We start from the raw sequence: 12,779 nt of genomic DNA, 5'->3' as shown, positions 1-12,779 counted from the left end.
GCATGCTCGTTTCCATCGGGATGGATGTCTCGGATCGTGGCCGGACATTGGCTTGCGGAGACCGCTCAAGTGAAACCGCCCTCTGGTCGACGAGCCGCGAAGTACGGAAATACCTTTGGGCTTCTCACGCTTTGGGCATCTCACGCGCTCTATGTGAACGCGCTACCACCTAGCGTCAGTTTGCGGCTCGAGCGTGTTGTCTACTATTTGTAGACAAACAATATTTTCAACGAAGACAGGCAGCTATTGGGGTTTACGCTTCCGCTGTATGGGAAGTCTCTTGTATGCGCATTGAATCACTTATGAAAAATAGCGATAACTGGCCTTTCCGGTTCCACCGCAGCGCGCGTCGCATCGCCTGATACTCGATGCGCCACGTCCACGAGCGGCCATAGACGACTGGCCCAGCGCTCCCACCCGTCCACTGGTGAATGGCTTCCAGCACAGCCATGCGGAAGCTTCCTTCGAAGCCGGCGGCGTCTGCACGCTATTCAGTCGGAGTTGTTCAGCGATGAAGAAGCCGCCTGGCTCGCCGCGCAGCGTGACTTGCAGCGCCGCCCCGCCGCGCGGCCACGTCAGGGCCGGAAAAATTCCCGCAAGGCCTTCGCCACCGCGACAGGATCATTCTCCGCCGGGAAATGGCACGCATGCGGAATCCGCACCAGCCGCGCGTGCGGCATCTCCCGCGCGAAGCGTTCGGCGTGCTCGATCTGCTGGAACGGGTCGTCCTCGCCCCAGACCAGCAGCTTGGGAATCGGCGACTCGCGCAACGCCGGCACCAATGCCTTCGTATAGCGGTTGTCCGCCGCAGCGGCGAGCGCAATCCAGTTCCGCGCGACGCGCGCCTGCAGCCATGGCGCCAGGTATTCCTCCACCCGCTCGGGCGTTGCCGCGCGGTCCAGGCAGCGCGTGATGGCGGTGCGCCGCGCCGCAACCAGTTCCTCATGCGTGGTGGCGGCGGCTACGGCGGGGTCGCGGTAGCGCGCCACGGCAGGCACCGGCCACGAGTCATACATCACGGCATTGAGCAGCGCGAGGCGGCTGACGCCAATGTGGCCATGCACCACCAGGTGCTGCGCGATACCGCCGCCGATGTCGTGCGCCGCCAATCCCACCGGGCCGGCAATTCCAAGCGCGTGCGCAAACCGTTCCACCCATCCCGCCAGAGCCGGGACCGATGCGGTCTCGACCGTCAGTTCGCCATCAGAGTGCCCGAGCCCAGGCAGGTCCACGGCTACACAAAACAGTCCGGCTGCGGCCACCTCGTCCAGCACCGGCTGCCATACGCGGCTCCAGAAAGTGCCGTGGATCATCAGCACCACGGGATCCGCCGGGTCTCCGGCGCTTAGATAGCTGGTGGCGACGCCGTCCACGTCGATGGTCAGTCTTTGCATGTCGTTGCCTCGCATTCCTGAGGTTAAGGAAGAAAAAGATTTTGCTCCGGCTCACCCGGATGCAACAGCAGCCCGCATGGGCGGATGCCTGTCCACGATTTTTTCGCAATTACCGCAGCGGCATGCCGCGCGTTTCCGGCATCTTGCAGAAGGTCACCAGTGTGACGAAGGCGCCGCAGCCGACATAGAGGAAGAACCACCCCTCCTGTCCGCGCGACGACAGCCACGTCAGCAGGTACGGCGTGGTGCCGCCGATCAGCGCGACTACCAGGTTGTAGGCGGCCCCGATGCCCACGCCGCGGACCTGCGTATCGAACCACTCGGCCATGATCGACGGCGCGATCGACGCATACAGCGCATATGTCAGCATCCCGAAACACTCGATCAAAAGCAGCGTCCGGAAATCCGCATCTAGCAGCGACACCACCGGATACAGGAACAGCAAATTGGCCAGCGCAAAGGCGACGAGCTGCGGCCGCCGTCCCAGCCTGTCCGACAGCGCACCACACAGCGGCAGCGCGAGCATGAACAGCGCGATGGCGATCGCGCTCGCCTGGAACGCGAGCTCAGGCGGGACGCCGCCCTTGCGCATGGCGTAGACCGGCATATAGCTGACGAAGAGGTAGAAGCTGAACGCGGGCAACACGGTGCTGCCCATGAGCCGCAGCATCGCGCCGCGGTGGTGCCGCCAGACCCAGCCCAGCGAGCGCCGGCGGATTTCGCCCGCCGCCTTCAGCCGGGTGAACGCCTGCGTCTCGTCGACCCCGTGGCGTAGCCAGAAGCCGAACAGCGAGCCGCAGCCGCCGAGGAAGAACGGGATGCGCCAGCCGTATTCATGCAAGGCCTCCGGTGTCATGTATCGCGTCATCAGCCACGCCATCCCGGACGCCAGCAACAGCCCGGCGGCAATGCTGAAGTACAGGAAGCTGCCATAGAAGCCGCGCCTCGCCGCAGGCGCCGATTCGGTCAGGTAGGTTGTGGCTGCGCCGTATTCACCGCCGACCGACAGGCCCTGAACCATGCGCGCGACCGTCATCAGCACCGGTGCCCAGATGCCGATCTGCGCATACGTCGGCAGGATCGCGATCACGAAGGACGAGCCCGCCATCATCATGATGCACAGCGTCAGCGCGCTGCGTCGTCCGTAGCGGTCGGAGAACGCACCGATCAGCCAGCCGCCCAGCGGGCGCATGAAGAACCCTATTGCGAACACGGCAAAGGTGGACATCAATGCGGCAGTGCTGTCCTGTCCCGGAAAGAACTGCTTGCTGAAATAAACGGCGAAAACCGTGTAGACCGACCAGTCGAACCATTCGACCGTGTTGCCGATGCTGCCGGCGAAGATGGTCCGCACGGCTGTGCGGCGCGCGGGGGCGCGAGGGGCTTGTGCCAGGTCCTGGGCCTGGCTGGTCTGCATTTCCATATTGTCTCCGCGGGTCCTTGCTCGGTGTCGGCAAGGTCCTCTGTGTTGTCGCGCGCGGCGGCCGCCGCGCGGTGCTGCCGTGATGCCGCAGGGATGCCGTCGTATTGCCAGGGCGGCGATCCGGGCTCGCGCCTCAGCGGATCAGCTTGTCGAGGTCGCGCTGGTCCAGGCTGTTTTCCTCGTAGTGCCGCCGCGCGGCGTCGAGCTTGGTGAAGACATCCTCGTGGCCGATGATGTTGCCGTCCTCGACGTAGATGTAGCCCGCCATGGCGTGGAACCAGGTGACCATTTCCGGCACGTCGTCGGGCACCACCAGCGTATGCGTCTCGCCGGGCGGCTCCATGATGAAGGAGCCTTCGGTGTACATCTCTTCATGCTCGAGATAGAACCAGCGGCCCTTGAGGACAACGGCGTGCACCGCGCCGAAGTGCTTGTGGCAGGACAGCACACCAGACTTACGGACGCGCAGCAGATTGACGTAATATCCCTGCGTCACGCCCAGGCACAGCGGCAGGAACGAGACGCCGTCGGCCTGCGGGATCCAGCGAATGTCGTCGACGTCTGTCAGGTTGCCGAAAAAGATGTCCGGGCGCGCGTCAGGCGGCAGCGGATTCACCGCGGCCTGCACGCCACGGGGATTGTGGAATTTGCGCGAATACACTTGCACAGCGAGCTCCTTTGTGTGAGTACCGGACCCTGTCCAGGCAGGGTTGAGCGCATTGTGTTTCGCCATGGCGCCGCGAACCAGCACCGCGGCGGAATAGCCGCTGTGACACGCCGGCACAGGTCGCGCTGCCGCGATGCATCGACAATGCCGGCTTATGAAAGGGGTGCAGGCAGGGGACCGTGGACAGATACTCAGAGCTCGTCGCATTCCTGCAATCGGCACGCAGCCGCAGTTTTTCCGCGGCCGCGCGCAATCTCGACCTCACGCCGTCGGCGGTCAGCAAGCTGGTGGCGCGGCTGGAGACGCGGCTCGGCGTTCGCCTGTTCGTGCGCCAGGGGCGCACGGTGGCGCTGACAGAGGAGGGACAGCGCTATTTGCCCAGCGCCGAGATGGTGGTGGAGGCGATGGCCGATGCCGAAGCGCACGGCGAAGCGCTTGGCGAAGCGCTGCACGGCAGGATCCGCATCCACACCATGCTGACGTTCGCGCGGCACCAGATCGTGCCGTGGCTGCCGCAGTTCCTGCAGGCGCACCCGGGACTGTCGGTAGAGTTCCACATTGCGCCGCAGTATGAAGACGCGTTCGACAAGGGCGTCGATATCGCCATCCATAGCGGCGCACTGCCCAGTTCATCGCGCGTGGCGCGCAAGATCGCGTCGAGCCGGTGGATCGTCTGCGCCGCGCCCGCCTACCTGGCGCGCCACGGCACACCGCGGACGCCCGACGATCTGCAGCAGCACACCTGCGTCGGCTTCAGCTTTGTCAGCGAATGGAATGTGTGGCCGTTCCGTGCCATGGACGGCACGACCTACGGTGTGCGGCCGGCCAGCGTGGTCGACACCACGCAGGGCGAGATCGCGCGCGACCTTGCGCTCGGCGGCTTTGGCATCGTGCGGCTAGCCGAGTTCCATATCGGCGAGGATCTGCATGCCGGCCGCCTGGTGCCGGTGCTTGAGTCTTACCAGGATCCGTCCAAGGAGCCGCTGTACCTGGTCTACCCCAACCGCAAGCACCTCAGCCCGCGCGTCAAGGTCTTCTGCGATGCCTTGACCGAGCGGATGGCGGCGCAGCCCTGGGCGCGGTAGCGCCTTGCGGCATCACTCGCCGCGCGCAGCCGCCGCCTTGTGCGGCGAGGCCACGGGCGATTGCAGATCGAGCTTGGCAGCCTGGTAGCCGCGCCGAAAGTCCTGCACGTGCTTCTCCATCCACGCTTCGGCCGCATCCTCATCGCCGCCGCGGATCGCGGCGACGATGGCCATGTGTGCGTCCAGCAGCCGCTTGCCAGCCACCGGCACGCGCGTCATCACGGCGGCGAACGCCGGATAGAACAGCCGGCTGAGCGGTTCGCGCGCCAGCACCAGCGCGCGGTTGCCGCTCATGCCGGCGACGATGCCGTGGAACTCGATGTCCAGTTCCACCAGGCTCGCGCCTGCCTTCAGTGCCAGCTCGGTCTTGCGCAGGTTGTCGTCAAGCCGCTCCAGCGCCTCGGGCGTGGCACGCGCCGCGGCCAGCCGCGCCATCGGGGGTTCCAGCACCGACATCGCCTGCCATAGCTCGTCGAAGACGATCTCGTGCAGCACCAGCGCGCGCTCCAGCTGCTTGCCGACCTCCGCCTCCGAGGGCCGCGTCACGACCATTTTCTTGGCATGCTCGCGGCGCACCAGGTTGGCCTCCTCCAGCACGCGGATGCCTTCGCGCACGGTGGAGCGGTTGACGCCGAACATCTCGCACAGCTTCGCCTCGGTCGGCAGCGGATCGCCTTCGCGCAGTCGGCCATCGAGAATGCGCTCGATCATGGCCTCGGCCAGCACCCGGTAGGCCGGGACGGTGCGGATTTTTTCGAATGCGGCTTCCAACGCGGTTTCCTTGTCTGGGCCGGCGCGTGCACCGGCAAGTCCTTTGTCTGACCATCAGACTATTCAATCACTTCCTTCCTGTCAAACCTCACCAGGCCGCTTGACAAGCAAAAAGTGGCTGCTATTCTGATTGTCAGACAAACCGACAAAGGCCGGTCCACACCCACCGGCCGTTTTCGCGGCCCAGGAGAGGAGACAAATGCAACGCAAACCACTCACCACGGCGATGGCGTGGGCGCTGGCGCTCGCCCTGCCGCCCGCGTTGGCGCAAGGGCCCGCCAGCGCGCCCGCCATTTCCGAGAACGAAGTACGCATCGGGGTCCTCACCGACCTGTCGGGTATCTATTCCGACCTGTCCGGTTCAGGCTCAGTGCTGGCGGCGAAGATGGCGGTAGAAGATTTCAAGGGCAGCGCCAAACCATCGTTCGCGATCCGCCTGGTTTCGTCCGACCACCAGAACAAGCCCGACGTCGCATCGACCAAGGCGCGCGCGTGGTTCGACGAGGACAAGGTCGACATGATCGTCGATCTGCCCGCGTCCTCGGCATCGCTGGCCGCGGTCAAGCTGGCCAAGGAAAAGCAGCGGCTCGTGATCGTCTCCAGCGGTGCCTCGACGCGCATCACCAACGAGGACTGCACGCCCACTGCACTGCACTGGACCTACGACACCTATGCGCTGGCAACCGGCACCGCGCGCGCCGTGCTCAAGCGCGGCGGCGACAGCTGGTATTTCATCACGGCCGACTACGCCGGCGGACGCGCGCTGGAGAAAGACGCTTCGGAGGTGGTTACCGCCGGCGGCGGCAAGATCGTCGGCCGCTCGACGCATCCGTTCCCCGGCTCGGACTTCTCGTCCTACCTGCTGGCGGCGCAGGCCTCCAAGGCCAAGGTGATCGCGCTGGCCAATGCCGGCAACGACACCACCAATACCATCAAGCAGGCAGCGGACTTCGGCATCACGCGCAAGCAAACCATGGCGGCGACGCTGATGTTCATTACCGACGTGCACAGTCTTGGGCTGGACAAGGCGCAGGGCATGTTCCTGACGGAAGGCTTCTACTGGGACCTCGATGAGCAGACGCGCGCCTGGTCAAGGCGCTTCCATGCGGTGCAGAAGCGCATGCCGACGATGGCGCAGGCCGGAGTCTACTCCGCCGTTTTGCACTACCTGAAGTCGGTGCAGGCCGCCGGCAGCGACGATTCGATGACTGTGGTGAGGAAGATGCGCGAGCTGCCCGTCGCCGACATGTTTGCGCGCAACGGCAAGCTGCGCGAAGACGGACGCATGGTGCACGACATGTACCTGCTGCAAGTGAAGGCGCCCGCCGAGTCGAAGTACCCGTGGGACTACTACCATGTGCGGCAGGTCATCCCCGGCGACCAAGCCTTCCTGCCGCTCGCCAAATCGACCTGCGCCGGCGCGCGCAAGGAGTAAGCCGTGGCATCGATCCTCCCGGCGGCGCCGCGCTTGCACACCCAAGCCGACGCGGAACTCCCCGGCTTCCGGCCGCGCGCCCAGACCGTGCCGCTCGACTGGACCCGTCTGCGCCGCTATCTCGCCGGGCTCGGCCATGAGCTCGACCTGTCCGAGATGCCCAGGCAGTTTGCCGGCGGTCTGGCGAACCTCAACTACCTGATCCGCCTGGACGGGCAGCCCTGCGTGCTACGGCGCCCGCCGCCCGGTCCGCTGCCGCCCGGCGCCAACGACATGGCGCGCGAGCACCGCGTGCTCAGCAGCCGGCTGTGGTTGCGCTTCCCGCAGGCGCCGCGCAGCCTGTTGTACTGCGTCGATCCCGATGTGCTGGGCGCGCACTTCCTGGTAATGGAGTACCGGCCGGGCCTGACGATCGGCGCCGACCTGCCGCCGTGGCTGGACAGCCGCGCCGCCGGGCCGCGGCTTGCCCGCACGCTGGTCGACCTGCTGGTGCAGCTGCACGGCACCGACCCCGCCGAGGTCGGCCTGGATCACCTTGGCAAACCCGAGGGCTTCCTGTCCCGCGCGATCGAAGGCTGGACGCGCCGCGCCGAAGCGCTCGATGGCGCGGCGCCCCGCGTCGCCGTGCGCGAGCTGTCGCAGTGGCTGTGCGCGCATTGCCCCCAGGACGCAAAGCCGACGCTGCTGCACTGCGACTTCAAGCTCGACAACGTCGTGCTCGATCCCGAAACCCTGCGCCCGCGCGCCGTGCTGGACTGGGACATGGCCACGCGTGGCCATCCGCTGTTCGATCTCGCCACGCTGCTCAGCTACTGGACCGAGCCGGGCGATCCCGACACCGTGCGTGAACTGCGCCAGATGCCAACCACCGCGCCGGGATTCCCGTCGCGCGCGCAGGTCGTCGAAGCCTATCGCCGCAGCACCGGCTGCGACCTGTCGGACCTGCCATTCCATCGCGTGCTGGCGATGTTCAAGCTGGGCGTGGTGTTCCTGCAGCTGCATGCGCGCTTTCTCTCAGGCGCCACCACCGAGCCCCGCTATGGCCGCTTCGGTCACATCGGCCGGTCGATCCTGGATTTCACGCACGACATCGCGCGCGGACGCGCGAGCTAAGGCGGACACGCACATCCGCAATATGGAGACAAGCCAGATGGATTTCACCTTACCCGCGCCGCTGCAGGCGCTGCGCCAGCGCACCGCGACGTTTATCCGAGACGAGATCCTGCCCTTCGAGGCAGATCCCGGCCGCGGCGCGCACGGCCCCACCGAGGCGCTGCGCGTGGCACTCAACGCGCGCGCGCGGGAGGCGGGGCTGCTGGCGCCTCACGTCGGCGAGCAATGGGGCGGCCTGGGGCTGTCGCATCTCGGCCGCGCGGTCGTGTTCGAGGAAGCCGGCTATTCGCTGCTCGGGCCACTTGCGCTGCATTGCGCCGCACCCGACGAAGGCAATATGCACCTGCTGGAAGCCGTGGCCACGCCCGCGCAGAAGACGCGCTGGCTGCGCCCGCTGGCGGCGGCGGAGATCCGCTCCTGCTTCTGCATGACGGAGCCGCATCCCGGCGCCGGCTCCGATCCCGCGCTGCTGCAGACCACGGCGGAGCGCGACGGTGACGGCTACGTGATCCACGGCCACAAATGGCTGATCACCGGCGCCGATGGTGCCGGCTTCGCCATCGTGATGGCGCGCGTGCCTGGCGAGGGCGGCGGGCCAACCATGTTCCTGACCGACCTGCGCGTTCCGGGCATCCGCATCGGCCGCATCATCGACAGCATCGACCAGAGCTTTGCCGGCGGGCATGCCGAGGTGTTCTTCGAAGGCTGCCGCGTCGGCCCCGACCAGGTGCTCGGCGAAGTCGGCCAGGGCCTGCGCTATGCGCAGGTGCGGCTGGCGCCCGCGCGACTCACGCACTGCATGCGCTGGCTCGGCGCCGCGCGCCGCGCGCATGACATCGCGACCGCGCATGCGCTCGAACGGCACGCATTCGGCAAGCCGATCGGCGAGCATGAAGGCGTCGGCTTCATGCTCGCCGACAACGAGATCGACATGCACCTGTGCCGCTTGTCGATCTGGCATACGGCATGGCTGCTCGACCAGGGGCTGCACGCGCGGCACGAGTCCAGCATGGCCAAGGTGTTCTGCGCCGAGGCGATCTTCCGCGTGGCGGACCGCTGCATGCAGGTACTGGGCGGGCTCGGCGTGACGCGCGACACGGTGGTCGAGCAGATCTTCCGCGAGGCGCGCGCGTTCCGCATCTATGACGGCCCTTCCGAAGTCCATCGCTGGGCCATTGCGCGGCGCGTGCTGCGTACGGAGGCGGCGTGATGACCAACCATGCAACGCTGTTCGACCTGCGCGGCAAGGTGGCCGTGGTGACCGGCGGCGGCCGCGGCATCGGCCGCGCGATCGCGGAAGCCCTGGCGGCACATGGCGCCGCCGTGGCGGTCTGCGGACGCACCGGCGGGACGCTGGCCGACGTGACTGACGCCATCGCCGGTCGCGGTGGAAAGGCGCTGGCGGTGACCGCCGACGTGGCCAGCGACGACGAGATCCGGCGCCTGCGCGACACGGTGCTCGACCGCTTCGGGCAGATCGACATCCTTGTCAACAACGCCGGCATCGATCCGCACTATGCTTCGATGGAGCACACCACCGCGGCGGAATGGCACCGGATTCTCGACGTCAACCTGAGCGGCGTCTATCGCTGCTGCAGGGAGCTGGGCGCCGCCATGTTGCCGCGCCGGCAGGGCACAATCGTCAACATCAGCTCCATCGCCGGGCATATCGGCCTGAAGCGGCAGGTACCCTATGTGGCTTCCAAGGGGGGCGTGGAGCAACTGACCAAGGCGCTGGCCCACGACTGGGCCGAGCACGGCATCCGCGTCAACGCCATCGCCTACGGCTTCGTGCAGACCGACCTGACCGCCAGCGTGGTCGCCCATCCGCATATCGGCGCGAAGTTGCTGTCGCGGATCCCGCTGGGCCGCTTCGGCAACCTGGCCGACGTGCCGGGCGCCGCGGTGTTCCTCGCGTCGCCGGCCGCCGCGTACGTCACCGGCCACAGCCTGCTGGTCGACGGCGGCTGGACCGCCACCTGACAACCCCTGCGAGACCGACATGACCTCCGCGCTGGAAGGACTGAAGATCCTCGACCTGACCCGCCTGCTGCCCGGGGCGTTCTGCACACAGCTGCTCGCCGACTACGGTGCCGACGTGCTCAAGATCGAGCAACCCGGGCAAGGCGACTACAACCGGCAGTTCGCCCCGATCCACAAGCAGGAATCGGGATCGTTCCTGCTGCTCAACCGCAACAAGCGCAGCCTGACGCTTGACCTGAAAGCCCCCGAGGGCAAGGAGGTATTCCTGCGGCTCGCGCGCGATGCCGACGTGGTGGTGGAAGGCTTCCGCCCCGGCGTGATGGGGCGCCTGGGCCTGCACTACGATGTGCTGGCCACAGCCAATCCGGGCCTGGTGTATTGCGCGATTTCCGGCTACGGCCAGGACGGTCCACGCGCGCAGGCAGCGGGGCACGACCTCAACTACATGGCGCTGACCGGCGCGCTGCAACTGTTCGGCACCCCCGAGACGGGGCCGATCGTGCCGGGGCTGTCGATCGCCGACGTCGGCGGCGGCTCGCTGATGGCGGCGGTCGGCATCCTGACCGCGCTGGCGGCGCGCGGTGCCAGCGGCCGCGGCCAGTTCGTCGACATCGCCATGACCGACGGCCTGGTGAGCTGGCTGTGCTACCACGCGGCGGACTACCTGTTCGGCGGCGTCGAGCCACGCGGCGGCGAGCGGCCCTTCATCGGCCAGGCGCCCTGCTACAACGTCTATCGCTGCGCCGACGGCCGTCACCTTTCGCTCGGCATCATCGAGCCGCACTTCTGGAACCGCTTCTGCGACCTGATCGTCCGGCCGGACTTCAAGCCGATGCAATGGCCGGCCGGAGAAGATGCCTTGCTGCAGAAGGCCGTCCTGACCTCGATATTTGGGGCCGAGCCACGCGATACGTGGGTCGAGCGCCTGGCGCAGGCGGACATCCCGGCCAGCCCCGTCAACGCCATGGCGGAGGCCTTCGATGATCCGCAACTGCGCCACCGCGGCATGCTTCAGCACCTGGACCACCCGGTCGAAGGACGCATCCCCCAGCTCGGCTTTCCGATCAAATTCTCCGTGTCGCCCGGCAGCATCCGGCTGCCGCCGCCGCGGCTGGGCGAGCATAACGAATCGGTGCTTGCCGGGCTCGGCTATTCCGCTGACGAGATCGCGCACTTGCGCGAACGTGCCGTGATCTAGCGCCGAACCTATACCTGATGCCAATGCAGGCGGCGCCATCGCAGCGCCGCAGGAGACAAGACATGCCCGACCCGATGACGGCTTACGCCGACACCTACGAGCGCTTCCGCTGGTGCCTGCCGGCAAGCTTCAATTTTGGCCGCGACGTGGTGGACGCACATGCGCGGCAGCAGCCCGACAAGCTAGCCTTGCTGTGGTGCGACCACACCGGCGCCGAGCGCCGCTACACCTTCGGCGACATGCGCAGGCTGACAAACCGCTGCGCCAACCTGCTGGCCGGCGCGGGCGTGCGCCGCGGCGATCGCGTGATCGTCATGCTGCCCCGCATTGCGCACTGGCAGATCGCGATGGTCGCTTGCCTCAAGCTGGGCGCGGTGCCGATCCCCTGTATCGAGATGCTGACGGCAAAGGACATCGGCTACCGCATCGACCATGCCGGCGCGACCGCCGTGATCGCGCATCGCGGCAGCTTTGGCAAGTTCGACGGCATCCATGGCATTGGCACCCGCATTGCCGTGGGCGGCGCCCCCGACTGGATCGACTTCGACGCCGCGCTGGCCGGCTGCAGCGACGAGTTCACCTGCGCCGACCTGGCGCCGGATGAACCGGCGATCCTCTACTACACCTCCGGCTCCACCGGCAATCCCAAGGGCGTGCTGCACGCAACACGCGCGCTCTACAGCTGGCGCGTGTCCGCCACCCACTGGCAGGGCCTGCGCGCGGACGACCTGATGTGGTGCACCGCCGATACGGGCTGGAGCAAGGCCGGCACCAGCATCCTGTTCGGGCCGTGGTCGGTGGGCACCGCCGTGCTCTTCTACAACGGCCCGTTCGATCCGGCCGAGCGGCTGGCGCTGATCGCGCGCCACGGCGTCACCGTGTTCTGCGGCGCCGCGACGGAATTCCGCCACCTGGTCAACGCGCGCTTCGCCGACCATGACCTGAGCCGGTTGCGTTTGGCCGCTTCCGCGGGCGAGGCGGTCAATCCGGAAGTGGTGCGCCGCTGGCGCGAAGCCACTGGCGTGGAACTGCGCGAAGGCTACGGCCAGACCGAAACGCTGATGACGGTGGTGAATCCGCCGGATATGCCCACGCGTGCCGGCTCGATGGGGCTGCCGCTGCCTGGCTCGGTGCTGGCGGTCCTGGATGAACAGGGGCGCCCGCTGCCCCCCGGCGCCAGTGGCCAGCTTGCACTGCGGCTGCCGCATCCGCAGGTGATGCTCGGCTACTGGAACGACCCCGCCCTGACCGCGACGACCCGCGCGCAGCACGAGGGCACGGAATATTTCCTGACCGGCGACCTGGCGCATGCCGATACCGACGGCTTCCTGTACTACGACGGCCGCAGCGACGACATTATCAGCTCGGCCGGCTATCGCATCGGCCCGATGGAGGTGGAGAACGCGCTGATCGAGCATCCGGCGGTGCTGGAATGCGCGGTGGTGGGCAGCCCGGACGCGGAGCGCGGCGAGATCGTCAAGGCCTTCGTCACGCTGCGGCCGGGCTTCACGCCAGACGAGGCGCTGGCGCGCGCGCTGCAGGACCATGTCAAGCAGATCACCGCACCCTACAAATATCCGCGCGCGATCGCCTTCGTCGACGCCTTGCCCAAGACCGCCAGTGGCAAGCTGATGCGGCGCCTGCTGCGCGAGCGCGAGTACGCCGCGCACGGGGCGCCCAGCCAACGCGCATAAAAAATCCCCGCAATCC

The 12,779-nt window shown here is 67.2% G+C and carries 11 protein-coding genes; 7 read left to right on the top strand and 4 right to left on the bottom strand.

Annotated features, from left to right (window positions below):
• Positions 1 to 575 precede the first annotated feature (575 nt).
• The 3 genes from J8I82_RS20635 to J8I82_RS20625 all read right to left on the bottom strand — a co-directional run bounded on the left by J8I82_RS20635 (position 576) and on the right by J8I82_RS20625 (position 3,484).
• Positions 576 to 1,394 (bottom strand): alpha/beta fold hydrolase, encoded by an 819-nt coding sequence (locus J8I82_RS20635; RefSeq protein WP_209760642.1) that lies wholly within the window; start codon positions 1,392 to 1,394, stop codon positions 576 to 578.
• A gap of 109 nt (positions 1,395 to 1,503) precedes the next feature.
• The gene (locus J8I82_RS20630; protein WP_245179947.1) at positions 1,504 to 2,817 is read right to left on the bottom strand and encodes an MFS transporter; all 1,314 of its coding nucleotides are present in this window, start codon (positions 2,815 to 2,817) and stop codon (positions 1,504 to 1,506) included.
• 133 nt (positions 2,818 to 2,950) lie between these two features.
• Positions 2,951 to 3,484, bottom strand: coding sequence for a 2,4'-dihydroxyacetophenone dioxygenase family protein (locus J8I82_RS20625; RefSeq protein ID WP_431831566.1), 534 nt, complete (start codon positions 3,482 to 3,484; stop codon positions 2,951 to 2,953).
• Positions 3,485 to 3,663: 179 nt separating this feature from the next.
• Here J8I82_RS20625 and J8I82_RS20620 point away from each other — a divergent pair, with 179 nt between their 5' ends.
• Positions 3,664 to 4,569, top strand: a complete 906-nt coding sequence (locus J8I82_RS20620) for a LysR family transcriptional regulator (protein ID WP_209760638.1) — start codon at positions 3,664 to 3,666, stop codon at positions 4,567 to 4,569.
• 12 nt (positions 4,570 to 4,581) lie between these two features.
• On the opposite strand, the gene J8I82_RS20615 is transcribed toward J8I82_RS20620, so the two are convergent.
• On the bottom strand, positions 4,582 to 5,340 hold the full coding sequence (locus J8I82_RS20615; RefSeq protein ID WP_209760636.1) for a FadR/GntR family transcriptional regulator: 759 nt from the start codon (positions 5,338 to 5,340) through the stop codon (positions 4,582 to 4,584).
• A 199-nt stretch (positions 5,341 to 5,539) separates the two neighbouring features.
• On the opposite strand from J8I82_RS20615, the gene J8I82_RS20610 reads away from it, so the two are divergent.
• The 6 genes from J8I82_RS20610 (at position 5,540) to J8I82_RS20585 (ending at position 12,763) form a co-directional block, all read left to right on the top strand.
• On the top strand, positions 5,540 to 6,775 hold the full coding sequence (locus tag J8I82_RS20610) for an ABC transporter substrate-binding protein (protein WP_209760634.1): 1,236 nt from the start codon (positions 5,540 to 5,542) through the stop codon (positions 6,773 to 6,775).
• A 3-nt stretch (positions 6,776 to 6,778) separates the two neighbouring features.
• The gene (locus J8I82_RS20605) at positions 6,779 to 7,888 is read left to right on the top strand and encodes a phosphotransferase family protein (RefSeq protein ID WP_209760632.1); all 1,110 of its coding nucleotides are present in this window, start codon (positions 6,779 to 6,781) and stop codon (positions 7,886 to 7,888) included.
• Between the two features lie 37 nt (positions 7,889 to 7,925).
• Positions 7,926 to 9,098: an acyl-CoA dehydrogenase family protein gene (locus J8I82_RS20600; RefSeq protein ID WP_209760630.1), complete on the top strand. Its 1,173-nt coding sequence runs from the start codon at positions 7,926 to 7,928 to the stop codon at positions 9,096 to 9,098.
• Positions 9,098 to 9,871, top strand: coding sequence for an SDR family NAD(P)-dependent oxidoreductase (locus J8I82_RS20595; protein WP_209760627.1), 774 nt, complete (start codon positions 9,098 to 9,100; stop codon positions 9,869 to 9,871). Before J8I82_RS20600 ends, J8I82_RS20595 begins: the two co-directional genes overlap by 1 nt.
• Positions 9,872 to 9,890: 19 nt before the next feature.
• A complete protein-coding gene (locus J8I82_RS20590) occupies positions 9,891 to 11,069 on the top strand; it encodes a CaiB/BaiF CoA transferase family protein (RefSeq protein ID WP_209760625.1) in 1,179 nt (392 codons plus the stop codon).
• Positions 11,070 to 11,131: 62 nt separating this feature from the next.
• Positions 11,132 to 12,763: an acetate--CoA ligase gene (locus tag J8I82_RS20585; RefSeq protein WP_209760623.1), complete on the top strand. Its 1,632-nt coding sequence runs from the start codon at positions 11,132 to 11,134 to the stop codon at positions 12,761 to 12,763.
• Positions 12,764 to 12,779: the final 16 nt, after the last annotated feature.

The organism is Cupriavidus consociatus, assembly GCF_017814975.1.
Classification (GTDB): Bacteria; Pseudomonadota; Gammaproteobacteria; order Burkholderiales; family Burkholderiaceae; genus Cupriavidus; species Cupriavidus consociatus.
Note: the sequence above shows the minus strand (reverse complement) of the source record. Positions and strands in the feature narration are given on the sequence as shown.